Origin of the sequence: Streptomyces paromomycinus, assembly GCF_003865155.1 — a bacterium.
Taxonomy (GTDB): Bacteria; Actinomycetota; Actinomycetes; order Streptomycetales; family Streptomycetaceae; genus Streptomyces; species Streptomyces chrestomyceticus.
In genome coordinates this window covers 6,593,021-6,610,420 of record NZ_BHZD01000001.1, presented here as the reverse complement: position 1 = coordinate 6,610,420, position 17,400 = coordinate 6,593,021, and the positions used below count along the sequence as shown (strand labels likewise).

Below are 17,400 nucleotides of genomic sequence, written 5' to 3'. Positions count from 1 at the left end.
TGAGCCTATCTATTTCTCTACGTACCGCAGCGAGCGCAGGCCGCGCTCCAGATGCCAGTGCAGGTAGGCCGCGACGAGTCCGCTGCCCTCCCGGACGTGCCGGGGTTCGCAGGCGTCCGCCGTCGCCCAGTCGCCGGACAGCAGCGCCGCCAGCAGCCCGATGGCCTCGGAGGAGGGTACGACGCTGCCGGGCACCCGGCAGTCGCCGCACACCACACCGCCCGACCCCACGGAGAAGAACCGGTTCGGGCCGGGCAGCCCGCACTTGGCGCAGCCGTCGAAGCTGGGGGCGTAGCCGTTGACCGCGAGCGAGCGCAGCAGGAAGGCGTCCAGCACCAGGTGCGGTTCGTGCTCGCCGCGCGCAAGCGTGCGCAGTCCGCCGACCAGCAGCAGGTACTGCTGCACGGCCGGCTCGCCCTCGTGGTCGGTGAACCGCTCGGCGGTCTCCAGCATGGCCGTACCGGCGGTGTAGCGGGCGTAGTCCGTGACGATGCCGCCCCCGTAGGCGGCGATGGTCTCGCTCTGGGTGCACATCGGCAGGCCGCGCCCGACCAGCTCGCTGCCGCGGGCGTAGAACTGCACGTCGACGTGGGAGAACGGCTCCAGCCGGGCGCCGAACTTGGACTTCGTACGGCGTACGCCCCGGGCCACGGCGCGTACCCGGCCGTGACCGCGGGTGAGGAACGTGATGATCCGGTCCGCCTCGCCCAGCTTCTGGGTGCGCAGCACAATGCCGTCGTCGCGGAACAGACTCATGCGGTCCATTCTCGCGCACCCGGCGGGGACGGCCGCACACGGGCGGGTCCGGGCGTACGGCTCCGTGCGGGCCTCTCAGGGCGCTCGGGGCACTCGGGAACCGCGGGGCGCCCGGCCCCGCTCAGGACGGCGTACGGGCCGCCGCCAGCAGCCGGGCGGTGTCGTCCGGGCAGAGCAGCAGGGCGGCGCCCACGGTGGTCAGGACCTCACGCTCGGACGGCAGGTACGGGCCGTCGGCCAGGGCGATCCGCGCGCCCTGGAGGAGCAGCGACTCCCGGCCCGCCGGGGCCAGGTGCGGAGCCAGCGGCTCCAGCGCCTCGTGCAGCTCTATGGCCAGCGCCGTGCCGCACGGGTCGAGGCCGCCGCCGGGACGGCCGGCGCTGCCGGAGGCCGCGCGCGACAGGGCGCCGTCGTGCGCGCCGGGCAGCCGGCCGGTGTCCGCCGCGAGCGCGGCGAGCAGGGTCAGCAGCTGGTCCTCCGTACAGTCCGCGAAGCCCGCCGCGCGCACCGTGCCCACCGCGGTGCCGCGCACCCCGGGCGAGGCCGTGCCGCCGGCCGCCAGCACGGCCAGCGTGACGGTGTGCACGGCGTCCCGGAGCATCGCCGAGAAGCGCGTGGTGGTGGGATGGTCCAGCGCGTCCAGCGCGAAGTGGCCGCGGCAGGCGGAGCACTCGACGACCGGGCCCGCGGTGCCGCGCGGCAGCAGCGGCACACCGAGGACGGTGAGCCGTCGGCGGCCGGTCCGCCGGAGGTAGTTGCGGTCCCCGCCGCACTCGGGGCAGAAGAACTCGCCGTCGGCGACGGTGCGCCAGGACGTCCGCACACCCATCACAGCCAGCTTGTGCATCACGTCGACCCTCCGTAACGCTCCGGCATCTTTGCCGCGTTGACGTGATGTTAGCCACATCCGTGATGCGGCGTCAGTAGCGCGGACCGGACAAGACGGCCGTTTAAACCGGTTGAACGCCCAAGCGCCCCCCGGCGCTCGTGGCGAGAATCGGGGGACGCTCGGTGCACCGCAGGTCACAGGCGGTGCGCGGCCCGGATGCCGGTCCGGCCCGGGGGCCGGGGGCGCGGGCCGCACGACGGCCCGGTGATCAGCGGCTCGCGCGGTTGACCGCGGAGACGGCCGCCTTGATCGAGGCGCGCACGATGTTCGCGTCGATGCCGACGCCCCACAGCACCTTGTCGCCGATCGCGCACTCGATGTACGCGGCGGCCTGGGCGCCGACGCCCTCGCTCATCGTGTGCTCGACGTAGTCCAGCAGCCGTACGTCCACGTCGATCGCGTGCAGCGCGTCGAAGAACGCCGCCAGCGGACCGTTGCCGGTGCCGGTCAGGACCGTGTCGGCGCCGTCCACGACCGCCTCGACGGTCAGCGCGTCGGTGCCCTCGGTCGTCGTGGAGGTCTGCGCGCTGCGCAGCGCGATCCGGCCCCAGGCGTTCTCGGGGGTCGGCAGGTACTCGTCCTGGAAGACGGACCAGATCGCGTCCGGCGTGACCTCGCCGCCCTCGGCGTCGGTCTTGCCCTGGATGGTCTTGGAGAACTCGATCTGCATCCGGCGCGGCAGGTCCAGCTTGTGGTCGTTCTTCAGGACGTACGCGATGCCGCCCTTGCCGGACTGCGAGTTGACGCGGATCACGGCCTCGTAGGAGCGGCCGACGTCCTTGGGGTCGATGGGCAGGTACGGAACGGCCCACTCCAGGTCGTCCACGCTCTTGCCCTGCTCCGCGGCCTGGGCCTCCATGGCCTCGAAGCCCTTCTTGATGGCGTCCTGGTGGGAGCCGGAGAAGGCGGTGTAGACCAGGTCGCCCGCGTACGGGTGGCGCGGGTGGACCTCCATCTGGTTGCAGTACTCGGCGGTCCGGCGGACCTCGTCGATCTGCGAGAAGTCGATCTGCGGGTCCACGCCCTGGCTGAACAGGTTCATGCCCAGGGTGACCAGGTCCACGTTGCCGGTGCGCTCGCCCTGCCCGAACAGGCAGCCCTCGATCCGGTCCGCACCGGCCATGATCGCCAGCTCGGCGGCGGCCACCGCGGTACCGCGGTCGTTGTGCGGGTGCACGGACAGGCAGATGTGCTCACGGCGGGACAGGTTGCGCGACATCCACTCGAAGCGGTCGGCGTGCGTGGAGGGGGTGGAGCGCTCGACGGTGGCCGGCAGGTTCAGGATGATCTCGCGGCCCGCCTCGGGCTGCCAGACGTCCATCACGCCCTCGCAGACCTCCAGCGCGAAGTCCAGCTCGGTGTCGGTGAAGATCTCCGGGCTGTACTGGTAGCCGAACGCCGTCTCCGGGCCCAGGATCTTCTCCGCGTACTCCACGACCAGCCGCGTGCCGTCCACCGCGATCTGCTTGACCTGCTCGCGCGAGCCGCGGAAGACCACCCGGCGGAAGACCGGCGCGGTGGCGTTGTACAGGTGGACGGTGGCCTTGTGGGCGCCGCGCAGCGACTCCACGGTCCGCTCGATCAGCTCCTCGCGGGCCTGCGTCAGGACGGAGATCGTCACGTCCTCGGGGATGGCGCCCTCTTCGATGATCGACCGTACGAAGTCGAAGTCGGTGGCCCCGGACGAGGGGAAGCCGACCTCGATCTCCTTGTAGCCCATCTTCACCAGCAGGTCGAACATCTCGCGCTTGCGGGCCGGCGACATGGGGTCGATCAGCGCCTGGTTGCCGTCGCGCAGGTCCGTGGACAGCCAGCGGGGGGCCTGGGTGATGCGGTTGCCGGGCCAGGTGCGGTCGGCGATGTCGACGGCCTCGTAGCCGCGGTAGCGGTGCACCGGCAGGCCGGAGGGCTTCTGGGGGCGCGTCGCGTGGGTGATCGGGGTGGGGCGGCCGACGGAGTTCTCAGCGTTCTGGGCGGCGATCGACGGATTCGTCATGGTGGCGCGGGGCTCCTCGTGTGTCCGCGGGGGGAGAGGCCGACGGGGCGAAAATCGCAACACCGAATCCCGCGGGGAGGGGGTCGGCCTACGACAACAGACCCTCGCCGCGGCAGCTAAGGAGAAGCAGCCCGTAACGCATGATGCACAGCACCCTAGCCGAGGCGACGCGGAATCCGCGGCCCCGTATCAGTATGCGGGACCGGGCCCGCGTAACCCCTGAACAGCGATCTACCACACGTTTTCGGGAATCATGGCGCCAGGGAGTGACATGCCGATGACCCAGTGCCACATTGCCGTGCATGAACCCTGAAGCCACTGAGAGCCACCCGGTCTTCTGCACGATCGTGCCGCCGCACGTCCTCGACACGCTGTCCCAGCTGGAGGACGAGAACCGCTCCCAGCGCGCCCTGCGCACCCTGGAGCACGACGCCCTGCAGCGCACCCGCCGCCGCATCACCACCGTCCGCGGCCTCGGCGCGCCCACCGGCACCGCGTCGGACAAGCCGAACCGCACCATCTACGACGCGAAGCACCAGGAGACGCTGCCGGGCAAGAAGGTGCACTCCGAGGACGACAAGCCGTCGAAGGACGCCTCCGTCAACCGCGCGCACGCGGGCCTCGGCGCCACCTTCGAGCTGTACCTGAAGGTCTACGGCCGGCACTCGATCGACGACGCCGGGCTGCCGCTGAACGCCACCGTCCACTACGGCGAGAACTACGACAACGCCTTCTGGGACGGCCAGCGGATGGTCTTCGGCGACGGCGACAACGACCTGTTCCTCGACTTCACCATCCCGGTCGACGTCATCGGCCACGAGCTGACCCACGGCGTCACCCAGCACACCGCCAACCTGGACTACTTCGGCCAGTCCGGCGCGCTCAACGAGTCCATGTCGGACGTCTTCGGCGCCCTGATCAAGCAGTACGCGCTGGGCCAGAACGCCGCCCAGGCCGACTGGCTGATCGGCGCCGGGCTGCTCGGCCCCAACGTCACCGGCGAGGCACTGCGCTCGATGAAGGCCCCGGGCACCGCGTACGACGACGACGTCCTGGGCAAGGACCCGCAGCCCGCGACGATGGACGACTACGTCAAGACGTCCCGCGACAACGGCGGCGTGCACATCAACTCCGGCATCCCCAACCACGCCTTCTACCTGCTCGCCACGGCCCTCGGCGGCAACGCGTGGGAGCGGGCCGGCCAGATCTGGTACGCCACGCTGACCGGCGGCGAACTCGACAAGGACGCCCAGTTCGACGACTTCGCACGCCTGACGGTCGCCACCGCGCGCACCAAGTACGGTGAGGGCGATGTGCTGCAGGCCCTTTTGAAGGCATGGTCGCAGGTGGGCGTGCCCGCCACCTGATCCGCCACCATCTGGCCCGTTCTGTCCGTTTCCCCGAGCCCCACTGGGTAGGAAGCCCGTCATGCGGATTCAAGTACGACGCACCGGCGGCTTCGCCGGTATCGAGCGCCACGCCGAGGTCGACACCTCCGGCCGCCCCGATGCCGCGGAATGGCACGCCCTGGCCGAGCAGGCAGCCGCCGCCGGCCGGGGTACGCCCCCGGTAGGCGTCCCCGACGGTTTCAGCTACCAGATCACCATCGACGGCGACACGGTCTACGCCTCCGACCCCCGCCTCACCACAGAACAGCGCAAGCTGATCAGCAGAGTCCTGAAGGAGGGCTGCTGACCGGCCGCCGGGCTCGGCTCTCCTGCAACCGACCCGTCGCCCCGTCCGTCATGATCAGATGACGGGCCACGACCGGGCCCGGCGAGCAGGGGGAAGAAACCGTGCCCAACGAAGGCATCTCGGTCACACCCGAGACGCTGCGAGCGTCGGCGGCGGCCGCCGACAGCATCAGCCACGACCTGGAACAGCCCATCGCCACGGCAAAGCGCGACATCGAGGCAGCAGGCACAGCGCTCAAGACCTGGCACGTCGGCCCGGACATGGAGCGGGTCGGCCACGACTGGGGCATGGCCCTGGACGAGCTGCGCAAACGGATCGGTGGCGACGCCGAGAGTTCGGCGACACGCCTGCGCCGCACCGCCGACGGCCACCAATACAACGAAGACGTCACCGCCCAGTCGTTCCGGGGGCGGTGAGCGGTGCCGGAGAACTTCCATGAACTGCTCAAGCAGGACTTCTCCGACCTGCAAGCCGCGGTCAAGACCTGGCAGAAACTGGCCCAGGAACTGGAGGAGGCCCAGGTCCAGCACCGGCACAAGGTGACCGGGCCGCTGCACGCCGGCAAGTGGGAGGGCGCCGACGCACGCACCGCGTTCAGGAAGATGGAGGCGAGCGAGACCCAACTGGGCGTCGCCCAGTCCGACGTCTCCTCCATCGCGACGGTGCTGGACACCGTGCACGTCAGGATGAAGCTGGCCCAGGACAAACTCCGTCAAGGGGTGCGGGACGCGGAAGCCGACGGGTACACCGTCGACGACCACGGCACGGTGACGGACAGCCGGTCCGGCACCACCGACGCGGACGACGCCGAGGCCCAGGCGGCAGAGAAGCAGCGCGTCGCCGTGATGGGCGTCTACCAGGGCATCGTCCAGGACTCGATCGACAACGCGACATCGGCCTCCTGGGAGGGGATGCAGCTCCTCCAGTCGATCGACGCCTTCACACTGGACAAGGACTACGGAGCGTCGAAGGCACGGGAAGGCGCCCGCAAGGTCGCCGACTCACTGTTCCAGATCGGTGACGAGTTCATCCCTTCGGACAAGGACCCGAAGGAGAACGCCAAGTGGTGGGCCGGTCTCACCCCGCAGGAACGGCAGTTGTACATCGACGCCTGTCCCGAGAAGATCGGCTGGCTCGACGGAATCCCCACCACCGACCGGGACGAGGCGAACCGCAAGTACCTGGACAACTCCCTGTCCGAATATGATCTCAAGAAGCAGAACGGCGATCTAGGCATTCACGACGAGCGGCAGTACGGGGGACTGCGCAAGTTGCAGAATGCGCTGGACGAGAGCGACGGCGACAGCGACGAGAACAAGCGGCTTTTCGTGCTGGGGATCGACACGAAGAGTGACGGGCGAGCCATTGTGGCGAAGGGCAATCCGGACACCGCCGACAACGTCGCCATTCAAGTGCCGGGCACCGGCAACGATCTGTCAAACGTCGATGAACAGATCGATCGGGCTGGCATCCTTCAGAAGTCGGCCAACGACAACGACGGTACGCAGAAAACCGCAGTCGTCTCATGGCTCGGGTACAACGCCCCGGAGGCGGACGCCAGTGTCGCCACCCCGGCAAGGGCCAGAGAGGGCGAAGCTGACTTGCGCGCATTCACCCATGGGCTGCGAGAGTCCCATCATGGGGATCGCGCTCACATGAGTGTCCTCGGCCACAGTTATGGCTCGACCATGGTCGGCGCCGCCGCCTCCGGCGGGAAGGGCATCGACGCGGACGACATCATCGTGGTCGGCAGTCCTGGTATGACGGTGGACCACGCCAAGGACCTGCACATGGATCCCGGCCACGTCTGGGCCGGGTACGCGAAGGACGACCCGGTCTCCTTGATCACCTCGGACAAGACCCTCGGCGGGAACCCCGCCGACAAGGAATTCGGCGGCAAAGTCTTCGGTGTGGACACCGAGGGACACTCGGGGTATTGGGACGAGGACAGTGCGAGCCTGCAGAACCAGGGCCGCATCATCGTGGGTCAGGCCCCGTCGGAAGAGGACTATCACGTACCCCCGAAGTACGTCCCGCCAGGAACGGTAGGCCCGAAGTGGTAACCACCCGACGCCAGAGGAAGCTGGCCCGTACCGGCCTCGTCGTACTCGCCCTGCTCGCATCGGGAGGATGCATGAATGACGGCGGAAAGAATGACCCGTTGCCCGTGAAGAGCCAGGAGCAGGCCGAGCAGGCGGCACGCGGCCTTATCGACTCGCTGGCCGCAGAATACGGCGTGAAAGCCGATGGCAAGACCGTCAACAAAGAGTTCCGCGACTGCCACGGAAAGGACGGCGAGTCCTCCGATGACGGGCGATTCATTCTCTCCTATGCCGTGAGAGCTCCGGTGCCGGAGGCCGAGCACGGCAAAGCCGTGCGTGCCATGCGCCGGAAGCTCGAAGCGGACGGCTACAAGGTCAGCGGATACCGGGAGGACAAGACCAAGAAGCCGTGGGCGCTGCTGGACGCCAAGGGCGGGAGGGACAGGCTGTTCATCTCGGTCCAGTCCTACGTTCCGCCGGACCAGCTCACGTTTTCGGTCACCACCCCCTGCTTCCTGCCCCCCGGCGTCAAACAGGAGCAGGTCTCGGCACCGGCTCCGGCCACAGCGTCGGCGGCCGTGCCGACAACGTCTGTGCTCGCTGCCGGGCCGGGCGGCTCGCCGAACCGCTTCCCCGACAACCCCTTCGGCTGACGACGCCGGCCGTCACCTCCCGCTCCGCACGGCCCTCTTGACACCTGTTCCCGGCGGTAACCACCATCCGGAGCATGGACGCTTCACGTGCGCCGGGTGGGTCCGCGTCGGGTGCGCTGCCGCGTTTTCCCGCGGGGTTCGTGTGGGGCGTGTCGACGTCCGCCTACCAGATCGAGGGGGCGGTGGACGAGGACGGGCGCGGGCGGTCGGTGTGGGACGCCTTCGTGGAGCGGGCCGGGCGGGTCAAGGACGGCTCGGACGGCCGGGTCGCCACCGGGCACTACCACCGCTACCGCGAGGACGTCGCGCTGATCAAGGAGCTGGGGGCCGGCGCGTACCGGTTCTCGGTGGCCTGGCCCCGGGTGATGCCGGACGGCGGCCCGCGGGTCAACGCGGCGGGGCTGGACTTCTACGACCGGCTGGTCGACGAGCTGTGCGCGGCGGGGGTCCGGCCGGTGCCGACGCTCTTCCACTGGGACACGCCGGAGGCCGTCGAGGCGGCGGGCGGGTGGCTGGAGCGGGACACGGCGCGGCGGTTCGCGGCGTACGCGGACGCCGTGGCGGCGCGCCTCGGGGACCGGGTGGACCGGTGGATCACGCTCAACGAGCCCGCCGAGCTGACGCTGCTCGGGTACGGGCTGGGTCAGCACGCGCCGGGCCGGGAGCTGGGCTTCGAGGCACTGCCCGTGGCGCATCACCTGCTGCTGGGCCACGGGCTGGCCGTGCAGGCGCTGCGGGCGCAAGGGGCTGACAATATCGGGATTGCCAATTCCCACGGGCCCACGTGGGCCGCCTCGGAGTCGGCCGCCGATCAGAAGGCGGCCGGGCTGTACGACCTGCTGCTGAACCGTCTCTTCGCGGAGCCGGTACTGCTGGGTCGCTACCCGGAGGAGGAACTGACGGCGCCGCTGCTGTCCGGGGCCGGTCCGGTGGACGAGGACCTGCGGGTCATCGGTGAGCCGCTGGACTGGTACGGGGTGAACTACTACCAGCCGGCGAAGGTGGCCGCGCCCGCGCCGGAGGACGCCGGAGCGGTCGATTTCGCGGGGATCGAGCTGCCGCCCGGGCTGCCGTTCGCGCCACGCAGGATCGAGGGATGTCCGCTGACGGACTTCGGGTGGCCGGTGGTGCCCGCGGCGCTGACCGAGTTGCTGACCGGCTTCCGCGACCGGTACGGCGACCGCCTGCCGCCCGTCGTCATCACCGAGAACGGCTGCTCGTACGAGGGCGTCGAGGACCGGGAGCGGATCGCCTTCCTGGACGGGCACCTGCGGGCCCTGCACGACGCGATCACCGCCGGGGTCGACGTCCGCGGCTACTTCGTCTGGTCGCTGCTGGACAACTTCGAGTGGGCCGAGGGGTACGCCCGGCGCTTCGGGCTGGTGCACGTCGACTACGCCACGCTGGAACGGACGCCGAAGGCTTCGTACCACTGGCTGCGGGACGCGCTGCGGGCCCAGCGGTGACCGGCGCGGGGGCCGCGGGCACGCCCGGGGGTCCCGCAGACACACCGGGGGCCCCGGCCAGGACACCGGGGACTCCGGCCGGGACACCCGGGACTCCCGCCGGGACACCCGGGGCCTTCGCCGAGCCGGCCGAGCGGGTGGGCCGCGGCTGGACCGCGGCGCTGGCGCTGGCCAACGGGGCCGTCTGGGCCGGCTGGTACGGCCCGATCCAGATCCTGCTGGCCCTCCAGGCGGCCGAGCTGGCGCCGCCGGGCACGTCGAAGGAGTCGGTGCTGGCCTGGGTCACGGGCCTGGGCGCCGCGGTCTCCCTCGTCGCCAATCCGTTCTTCGGCGCGCTGTCGGACCGTACGGTGTCGCGCTTCGGCCGCCGTACGCCGTGGATCGTGGCCGGAGTGCTCGGCGGCGCGGCGGCCCTGTGCCTGCTGGCGACGGCCCAAAGCGTCGCCGTGATGGCGGCCGGCTGGTGCCTGGTGCAGCTCGCGCTGAACGCCGCGTTCGCGGCGGTGACCGCGGCCGTGCCGGACCGGGTGCCGCACCTTCAGCGCGGCGCGGTGGGCGGCTGGCTGGGCGCGGCGCAGATCCTGGGCGTGGTGGCCGGTACGGGGCTGGCGACCGTAGCGGGCGGTGTCGCGGCAGGGTACGCGGCCTGCGCCGGCTTCACGGTGCTGGCCACGCTGCCGTACGTGCTGCGGTACCGGGATCTACGGATCGGGCCCGGCGACCGGCCGCCGTTCGCGTGGCGGTCCTTCGTCCGCGGGTTCTGGATCGGCCCGCGCCGCCACCCCGACCTCGCCTGGGCCTGGCTGACCCGCTTCCTGGTCAATCTCGGCAACGCGATCGCGCTGCTGTACCTGCTCTACTACCTGCGGGACGCGCTGCACCGGCCCCGCCCCGAGGACGGCGTGCTGATCCTGACCGCCGTCAACGGGGTGCTGCTGCTCGCCACCGTCGTGGCCGGCGGAGTCTGGTCGGACCGTACGGGCCGCCGCAAGCCGTTCGTGCTCTGGTCCGGCGTGATCATGGCGGCGGCCACCGCGCTGCTCGCCGGGTGGCAGACCTGGACCGGCGCGCTGGTCGCCGCCGCGCTGCTGGGCGTCGGCTTCGGCGTCTTCACATCGGTGGACTTCGCCCTGATGACGGACGTGCTGCCGGCCGCCGCCCACCGGGGCCGGGACCTCGGCGTCGTCAACGTCGCCAATTCGCTGCCGCAGGTGGCCGCGCCCGCGCTGGCCGCGCCGGTCGTGACGTACCTGGGCGGCTACCGGGTGCTGTACCTGGTCGCGGCGGGCATCGGACTGGCCGGGGCGCTGCTGGTGCGGCGGATCCGCGGGGTGGAGTGAGCGGCCGCCGCGGCCCCCGGCCGTCCGGTCTCAGAAGCCGAGCTTGCGGAGCTGCTTGGGGTCGCGCTGCCAGTCCTTGGCGACCTTCACGTGCAGGTCGAGGAAGACCGGCGTGCCGAGCAGCGCCTCGATGTGCTTGCGGGACTTCACGCCGACCTCCTTGAGGCGCTTGCCCTTGGGGCCGATGATGATGCCCTTCTGGCTGGGCCGCTCGATGTAGACGTTGGCGTGGATGTCCAGCAGCGGCTTGTCCGCCGGGCGGTCCTCGCGCGGCAGCATCTCCTCGACGACGACCGCGATGGAGTGCGGCAGCTCGTCCCGTACGCCTTCGAGCGCCGCCTCGCGGATCAGCTCGGCGACCATGACCTGCTCGGGCTCGTCGGTGAGGTCGCCCTCGGGGTAGAGCGGGGGGCTCTCCGGGAGCATCGGGACGAGCAGGTCCGCGACGAGCTGCACCTGCTGGTCGCCGACGGCCGACACCGGAATGATCTCCGCCCACTCGATGCCCAGCTCCCGGCCCAGCTGATCGACCGCGAGAAGCTGCTCGGCGAGCTGCTTGGAGTCCACCAGGTCGGTCTTGGTGACGATGGCGATCTTCGGGGTCTTCTTGATGCCGGCCAGCTCACCCGCGATGAAGCGGTCGCCGGGGCCCAGCTTCTGGTCGGCGGGCAGGCAGAAGCCGATCACGTCGACCTCGGCCCAGGTGGTCCGTACGACGTCGTTGAGCCGCTCGCCGAGCAGGGTGCGCGGCTTGTGCAGGCCCGGGGTGTCGACCAGGACGAGCTGGGCGTCCGGGCGGTGCACGATGCCGCGCACGGTGTGCCGGGTGGTCTGCGGGCGGTTGGAGGTGATCGCCACCTTCGTGCCGACCAGAGCGTTCGTGAGGGTCGACTTGCCCGCGTTCGGGCGGCCGACGAAGCACGCGAAGCCGGCGCGGTGCTGGGCGGAGGACTCTGTACGAACGCTCATGGCGCCCATTGTCCCCGATCGGCGGGGCGGCGCCGACCACCAGGCCCGGGGTCAGGGCGCGGCACCGACCCGTTCGGCCCGCGGCCGGTCCGGCGCCCGGCGGGCGTCGATGCGGTCCCACAGGGTCAGCATCGGGGACGCCATCACCGTCGTCACCAGCGCGACCACGACCAGCACCGCGAACATCGACGGGGTGACGATGCCGGCCGCCAGCCCGATGTTGATCGCGATGAGCTGCATCAGGCCCCGCGCGTTCATCAGCGTGCCGATGCGCAGCGCCACCCCGCCCTCCTCGCCGGCCAGCCGTGCGGCCAGCCAGCAGGCGCCCAGCTTGCCGAGGACGGCCAGGGCGACACAGCCCGCGGTGAACAGCAGCAGGCCGGGCGAGGCCAGCAGCGCGAAGTCGGTGTTCAGGCCGGAGTAGGTGAAGAACAGGGGCAGGAAGACGATCCGGCTGATCGGCGCGATCGTCTCGACGGCCCGGTCCACCGGTGCGGAGCGCGGGAAGACCACGCCCAGGCTGAACGCGCCGAAGACGGCGTACAGGCCGATGCGGTCGGTGTACCAGGCGGCGATGAACAGCGCGACGACGGTGATCAGCAGCAGCTCGTCGGGGCCGCGGCGGTTCACCAGGTCCGTGAGCCGGGGCCCGGAGCGCGCGATCAGGGCCAGCACGACCACCAGGCCGGCGCTCCCGGCGAGGGCGAGGACCAGCGGCCCGGTACCGGTGCCGGTCAGGCTCAGCACCCCGGCGAGCAGCACCCACGCCAGCGCGTCGTCCACCGCTCCGGACGCCAGCGACAGCGAGCCGAAGCGGGTGCCGGTCAGGCCCCGCTCGGTGATGATGCGGGCCAGCATGGGGAACGCGGTGATGGCCAGGGTCACGCCGACGAAGAGGGCGGAGACGGTGACGGACACGTCCTTCGGGAAGACGTCGACCCGGCCGTGCACGGCGTAGGTCAGTCCCACGCCCAGCGCGAGCGGTACGAAGATCCCGGCGCCCGAGATCATCGCGGCCGGCCTGGCCACCGCCCGGATTCCGGCGGAGCGGAACTCGTACCCGGTCTGGAACATGAAGACGACCAGGCCGATCTGCCCGGCGACGTACAGCGCGGGCCGCAGCTCCGGCGGGAAGAGGGCCGTCTCCAGGCCGGGCGCCAGCAGGCCCAGCACGGACGGTCCGAGCACCACACCGGCGACCATCTCCCCCACCACGGGCGGCTGGCCCAGCGCGCGCAGGGCGCGCCCCACGAGCCGGCAGACGAGCAGGATGACGACGACGGCCAGGAAGAAGACCGGCCCTAACTCCGTGACGGTCATGGCGGAGGATCCTTCGGCTCGCGGGGGAGGGAGGAGGTGCGGATCAGGCGTACGGACCGGGCGTCCGGACGTACGGACCAGGCGTGGGGATCAGGCGTGGGGATCAGGCGTGCGGATACGGACAGCGCGCCGGTCCGCCGGTGCCGGCCGGCAGCGGGGCGCCCTGGGCGTCGTGGGCGGCGAAGTACCGCTCGGCCGGACGCAGGCGGCGGGCGTCCAGCACCATCCACGTACCGAGGACGAGCTGGACGCAGCTGCGCCACACGTCCTCCCACCGGTCGCGCACCCGCAGGAAGGCGCGGGCGGCGAACAGCCGGTGCGGCGGCAGCGGGCGGCCGCGCCGGACCAGCAGGCAGGGGGCGCGGTGCGGGATGGAGCGGGTGTGCGCGACGTCGGAGTGGAGGGTGAAGCGGCTCAGCACCTCGCGGGTCGCGGCGCGCATGACCAGCGGGGCCAGCCGCCAGGCCGGGCAGGGCCGGTTGGCGGCGACGCCGAACGGGATGTGGTGCTGGTTCTTGGCGACCAGGCGGTCCCAGCGGGCGGGATCGAAGACGTCCGGGTCGGCGTAGCCGGTGGCGTGGTAGTCGGGGTAGTTGAAGCACAGGACGGAGCCGGCGGGGATGACGGCGTCCGGGCCGAGCGGGATGTCGTCCGTGCTGATGCGGTGGGCGACGCCGAAGAGGGGGTAGAGGCGCAGCGTCTCGTCGAGGACGTTGGCGAAGTACCGCTCGTCGTCGGGTGCCGCGGCCAGCTTCCGCTGTACGTCCGGGTGCTGGGCCAGGACGAGCAGCAGGTGGGCCATGGCCTCGGAGAGCTGGACGACGGCCGTGTTGAAGAAGGTGCCCTGGAGGTAGTACGCCTGCTCGTCGGGGGTGAGGGAGCCCGGCAGGTGGTGCGGCGGCACGTGCCCGGCGGCGATGCGCTGCCGCAGGTGGCGGGTGAGGCGGGCCCGGCGGGCCAGATGGCGCGGCCGGGTGCACTTCAGGGAGTTGACCACGTCCTCGGCGTTGTCGACGATCAGGCGCCGGACGGCGGCCGGGCACGGTTCGCGGAAGACCCGGCCGTAGAAGAATTCCGCCCAGACCGGCATCATCAGGTCGCACAGCCGCACGAACGTGGCGCGGCCGATGCCCCGTTCGTCGAGCACGGCGGCGGTACGGCGGGCCGCCGCCGCGGACAGGTCCCGGCTGGGGCCGGCGAGCACGGTGAGGGTGGTGCGGGCGACGTCGTCGTAGCGCGGGCCGTCCTCCAGGTGTTCCTGGTGGACCTCGGGGCCGGGCGCGAGCCAGTACCAGAAGAGGTCCGAGAGGGCGGCGCCGCGGCTGCGGCCGTTGGCGGCCGGGTGGGAGTAGACCTCCTGGAAACGCTCGGCGGGGACGGCGGCATTCGGGAAGGCGATGCCCTCGTCGCCGTTGATCCGGGCGAAGAGCGCTACGCGGGCGGCGACGACGGAGCGCGGCAGCCAGTACGGGACGGAGAGGGCGGCGGCCGTGGCGGCGAGCAGCCGGAGGGTCCGCGTTCGGCCGGCGGGCCGGGGGCGGCCGGTGGCCCGGAGGCGGCCGGTGGCCCGGAGGCGGTTCACCGGGCCTCACCGCCCCGTACGCTCCCCCGCGCGACGACGAGGTCCGGTCCGAGGTCGGCCGGGCTGCCGCCGCCGCACAGCGCCAGTACGTGGTCGAACTCCGCGCGCAGCAGCTCCAGTACGTGCCGTACGCCTTTCTCGCCGTCCGCGGCCAGGCCCCACAGCACCGGACGGCCGACGCCGACGGCGGACGCGCCCAGCGCGAGGGCCACAGCGGCGTCGGAGCCCCGGCGGACGCCGCCGTCCAGGAGGACCGGTATGCGGCCCGCGACCGCCTCGGCCACGGCGGGCAGCGCCTCGATGCTCGCCGGTGCGGCGTCGAGCTGCCGGCCGCCGTGGTTGGAGACCAGCAGCCCGTCCACGCCCTCGGCGACCGCGATCCGCGCGTCCCCGGGGTGCAGGATGCCCTTGAGCAGCACCGGCAGCCGGGTCTGTGCCCGCAGTCTGCGCAGGTCGTCCCAGGAGAGTCCGGGGGACATGGCGATGTCGCGGGGGCGGTCGTCGGTGGCACCGGGCAAGCCGCGCATGTTCTCTGCGGCCAGGCCGGCGGGCAGGTCGTCGAAGCCGTGCCGGGCGTCCCGCTCGCGGCGGCCGAAGACGGGTGAGTCGACCGTGACGACCAGCGCCGTGCAGCCGGCCCGTTCGGCCCTGCGGACGAGGGCGAGGGTGACCTCCGGTTCGGGCTGGAGGTAGAGCTGGAACCAGACGGCCGCGTCGGCCTGTACGGCGCGGGCGGCGGCGGTGACCTCGGCCACCGGCACGGTCGCCGCCATGCCGGTGACCAGGACCGTGCCGGCGGCCGCCGTCGCGCGGGCGGTGGCCGGCTCGCCCTCGGGGTGCGCGAGGCGGTGGAAGGCGGTGGGCGAGACCAGGACGGGCATCGCCAGGCGGTCGCCGCACAGCGTCACGGACAGGTCGCGGGTGGCCGCCCCGCGCAGGACGCGCGGCAGCAGGGCGAGTCTGCGGAAGGCCGCCTCGTTCTCGTGGAGCGCCGTCTCGCCTCCGGCACCCCCTTCGAAGAAGTCGTACACCCGCGGGTCCAGCCGCTTCCGGGCCCGCTCGCGCAGGTCGGTGAGGGTGGGGATCACGGCCGGGCCGCCGGTGCCGGTGCCGGGCCGGTGAGCCGGGGGCGCAGGAAGGTCCGCAGGGGTGCGCGGTGGACCTCCTCGCTGTCCCACTCGTTCTCCAGGTTCTCGGTCAGGTGGTGTTCGGCGGTCGCCTTGCCGGGGGCGGCGCCGTCGAAGGCGCGCACGACCGGGTGCAGGTAGCGGCCGTCCAGGCCGGTGGTGTCCTGCTGGGAGACCCGGCCCGCGCTGATGTCGAAGGGGTTGACCTTGTCGTGGCCCTCGCCGTATTCGAGGGTGACGGTGAAGTAGGAGCCCACCTCGCCGAAGCCGCCGTCGGCGACGGCGGTGTGCAGGTGGTCGACCGGGACTTCCTCGCAGTAGCGGACCGTGCCGTCCCGGTCGACGAGCACCGCGTCACCGAGGAAGCCGAACACCTGGAAGAGCGCCGAGCTGCGGTTGACGCGGGCGATCATGGCGTCGGTGACCGCCTCGGCGGTGGCGGGCAGGGCGCGGGCGGGCCAGGGGCGGTCGTGGTGGCGGGCTTCGAGGATGCGGTGCAAGGCCCGTACGCCGTACCGGAAGCCATGGATGAAACCACTGGTGGATTTCTTGAAGTCGCGTACCTGGGTGATGGTGCCGGCGAAGTACAGACCGGGGACGTTCGGGGATTCCCAGGCGTCGGTCTGGGCCGGGAAACGGTCGTTGACGGCGAGTTCGGGACGGCACTCCGGGGCGAATATCGACGGGTCGAAGCGGAATCCGGTGGCGAGGATGACCCGGTCGTAAGCGATGTCCTTGACGACCTCGTTGACCCGGGAAAAGGACACGGACACCACGTAGGAGCCGTCCGGCTGCTGCCGGATACGCTCGATGTTTCCGTCCAGCACCGCGTTCTGCAATTTCAGCTGATAGGTGTCGAGGAAGTTGTTGTTGACGGCCCTCAGGTGTCCCACGAAATGGGTCTGCCAGGCGAGCTTCAGCGAGCCGGGCCCGGCGACGTGGATGACGGCGGCGGTCTCGATGAGGTTGTCGGCGGTCTCGAACGCGGAGTTGGCGCGGCCGATGATCAGCACCCGCTGCCCGGTGAAGCCGGCCGGGTCGACGGAGACCTCGTCGTAGCGCTCGACCGTCTCGACGCCCTCGATGGCGGGGACGTACGGGCGGGTGACGCCGGTCGCCACGATGACCCGCCGCGCGCGGTACGTGGTGCCGTCGGCGGCGCGGGCGAGGAAGTCACCGGGTCCGGACGGGCCGGTGTCCGGCCTCGATATCTCGGTGATCCGGGTGCCGTAGCGGATGCGGAGGCGGTGGGCGGCGGCGAAGTCGGCCAGATAGCCGACCATCTCGTCGGCGTCCGGGAAATAACGCGCGGTGCGGGCGGTGAACAGCGGACGGTGCTCGTCGGAGAGCAGCGAGTTCCAGTCGGTGCGCATGTTCAGCTCGGGGTCGTCCCAGCCGGTGTGCACCTTGTTGATCGAGATGAGGGTGCGGTGCCGGGGGAAGCGGGTGAAGAATTCACCGGGAGCCGCGCCCGACTCCACGATGAGATGACTGCGTCCGGCCTGTTGCAGGAAATATCCGGCTTGTAATCCCGCGGGGCCGGCGCCGACCACCAGATAGTCCAT

At 71.5% G+C, this 17,400-nt stretch carries 15 protein-coding genes; 7 read left to right on the top strand and 8 right to left on the bottom strand.

The annotated features are described in order from the left end of the window. Positions 1 to 9: 9 nt before the first annotated feature. From recO to leuA, 3 genes are all read right to left on the bottom strand, one after another. Positions 10 to 756, bottom strand: a complete 747-nt coding sequence (recO, locus tag OEIGOIKO_RS28300) for a DNA repair protein RecO (RefSeq protein ID WP_125047120.1) — start codon at positions 754 to 756, stop codon at positions 10 to 12. Positions 757 to 877: 121 nt separating this feature from the next. Further along, positions 878 to 1,603, bottom strand: coding sequence for a TerB family tellurite resistance protein (locus tag OEIGOIKO_RS28295; RefSeq protein ID WP_125056355.1), 726 nt, complete (start codon positions 1,601 to 1,603; stop codon positions 878 to 880). Between the two features lie 250 nt (positions 1,604 to 1,853). Further along, positions 1,854 to 3,641 (bottom strand): 2-isopropylmalate synthase, encoded by a 1,788-nt coding sequence (leuA, locus tag OEIGOIKO_RS28290; RefSeq protein WP_125056354.1) that lies wholly within the window; start codon positions 3,639 to 3,641, stop codon positions 1,854 to 1,856. Positions 3,642 to 3,943: 302 nt separating this feature from the next. On the opposite strand from leuA, the gene OEIGOIKO_RS28280 reads away from it, so the two are divergent. From OEIGOIKO_RS28280 to OEIGOIKO_RS28250, 7 genes are all read left to right on the top strand, one after another. Continuing rightward, positions 3,944 to 5,008, top strand: coding sequence for a M4 family metallopeptidase (locus tag OEIGOIKO_RS28280; protein ID WP_125056352.1), 1,065 nt, complete (start codon positions 3,944 to 3,946; stop codon positions 5,006 to 5,008). 61 nt (positions 5,009 to 5,069) lie between these two features. Further along, complete coding sequence (locus OEIGOIKO_RS28275) at positions 5,070 to 5,336, top strand: protealysin inhibitor emfourin (RefSeq protein WP_125056351.1); 267 nt, start codon at positions 5,070 to 5,072, stop codon at positions 5,334 to 5,336. A 101-nt stretch (positions 5,337 to 5,437) separates the two neighbouring features. Continuing rightward, on the top strand, positions 5,438 to 5,752 hold the full coding sequence (locus OEIGOIKO_RS28270) for a hypothetical protein (RefSeq protein ID WP_125056350.1): 315 nt from the start codon (positions 5,438 to 5,440) through the stop codon (positions 5,750 to 5,752). A gap of 3 nt (positions 5,753 to 5,755) precedes the next feature. After that, positions 5,756 to 7,399, top strand: coding sequence for an alpha/beta hydrolase (locus OEIGOIKO_RS28265; RefSeq protein WP_125056349.1), 1,644 nt, complete (start codon positions 5,756 to 5,758; stop codon positions 7,397 to 7,399). A 71-nt stretch (positions 7,400 to 7,470) separates the two neighbouring features. Then, positions 7,471 to 8,031, top strand: coding sequence for a hypothetical protein (locus tag OEIGOIKO_RS28260; protein ID WP_125056348.1), 561 nt, complete (start codon positions 7,471 to 7,473; stop codon positions 8,029 to 8,031). A 74-nt stretch (positions 8,032 to 8,105) separates the two neighbouring features. Beyond that, positions 8,106 to 9,497 carry a GH1 family beta-glucosidase gene (locus tag OEIGOIKO_RS28255; protein WP_125056347.1) on the top strand — a complete coding sequence of 464 codons (1,392 nt, stop codon included), beginning with the start codon at positions 8,106 to 8,108 and terminating at the stop codon, positions 9,495 to 9,497. 137 nt (positions 9,498 to 9,634) lie between these two features. Continuing rightward, the gene (locus OEIGOIKO_RS28250) at positions 9,635 to 10,837 is read left to right on the top strand and encodes an MFS transporter (protein ID WP_125056346.1); all 1,203 of its coding nucleotides are present in this window, start codon (positions 9,635 to 9,637) and stop codon (positions 10,835 to 10,837) included. Between the two features lie 30 nt (positions 10,838 to 10,867). On the opposite strand, the gene era is transcribed toward OEIGOIKO_RS28250, so the two are convergent. The 5 genes from era to OEIGOIKO_RS28225 all read right to left on the bottom strand — a co-directional run bounded on the left by era (position 10,868) and on the right by OEIGOIKO_RS28225 (position 17,400). Then, positions 10,868 to 11,815 (bottom strand): GTPase Era, encoded by a 948-nt coding sequence (era, locus tag OEIGOIKO_RS28245; protein ID WP_371858976.1) that lies wholly within the window; start codon positions 11,813 to 11,815, stop codon positions 10,868 to 10,870. A 42-nt stretch (positions 11,816 to 11,857) separates the two neighbouring features. Continuing rightward, positions 11,858 to 13,126 (bottom strand): cation:proton antiporter, encoded by a 1,269-nt coding sequence (locus OEIGOIKO_RS28240; protein WP_125056345.1) that lies wholly within the window; start codon positions 13,124 to 13,126, stop codon positions 11,858 to 11,860. A gap of 103 nt (positions 13,127 to 13,229) precedes the next feature. Continuing rightward, a complete protein-coding gene (locus OEIGOIKO_RS28235) occupies positions 13,230 to 14,630 on the bottom strand; it encodes a cytochrome P450 (RefSeq protein WP_125059056.1) in 1,401 nt (466 codons plus the stop codon). 74 nt (positions 14,631 to 14,704) lie between these two features. Next, the gene (locus tag OEIGOIKO_RS28230; RefSeq protein ID WP_125056344.1) at positions 14,705 to 15,796 is read right to left on the bottom strand and encodes an alpha-hydroxy acid oxidase; all 1,092 of its coding nucleotides are present in this window, start codon (positions 15,794 to 15,796) and stop codon (positions 14,705 to 14,707) included. Further along, on the bottom strand, positions 15,793 to 17,400 hold the full coding sequence (locus OEIGOIKO_RS28225) for an NAD(P)-binding domain-containing protein (protein WP_125059054.1): 1,608 nt from the start codon (positions 17,398 to 17,400) through the stop codon (positions 15,793 to 15,795). The genes OEIGOIKO_RS28230 and OEIGOIKO_RS28225 overlap by 4 nt, the downstream gene beginning before the upstream one ends.

Coding starts and splice junctions, on each gene's coding strand:
- recO (WP_125047120.1), bottom strand. CDS start 756: ATGAGTCTGTTCCGCGACGACGGCATTGTGCTGCGCACCCAGAAGCTG.
- OEIGOIKO_RS28295 (WP_125056355.1), bottom strand. CDS start 1,603: ATGCACAAGCTGGCTGTGATGGGTGTGCGGACGTCCTGGCGCACCGTC.
- leuA (WP_125056354.1), bottom strand. CDS start 3,641: ATGACGAATCCGTCGATCGCCGCCCAGAACGCTGAGAACTCCGTCGGC.
- OEIGOIKO_RS28280 (WP_125056352.1), top strand. CDS start 3,944: ATGAACCCTGAAGCCACTGAGAGCCACCCGGTCTTCTGCACGATCGTG.
- OEIGOIKO_RS28275 (WP_125056351.1), top strand. CDS start 5,070: ATGCGGATTCAAGTACGACGCACCGGCGGCTTCGCCGGTATCGAGCGC.
- OEIGOIKO_RS28260 (WP_125056348.1), top strand. CDS start 7,471: ATGAATGACGGCGGAAAGAATGACCCGTTGCCCGTGAAGAGCCAGGAG.
- OEIGOIKO_RS28255 (WP_125056347.1), top strand. CDS start 8,106: ATGGACGCTTCACGTGCGCCGGGTGGGTCCGCGTCGGGTGCGCTGCCG.
- era (WP_371858976.1), bottom strand. CDS start 11,815: ATGGGCGCCATGAGCGTTCGTACAGAGTCCTCCGCCCAGCACCGCGCC.
- OEIGOIKO_RS28240 (WP_125056345.1), bottom strand. CDS start 13,126: ATGACCGTCACGGAGTTAGGGCCGGTCTTCTTCCTGGCCGTCGTCGTC.
- OEIGOIKO_RS28225 (WP_125059054.1), bottom strand. CDS start 17,400: ATGGACTATCTGGTGGTCGGCGCCGGCCCCGCGGGATTACAAGCCGGA.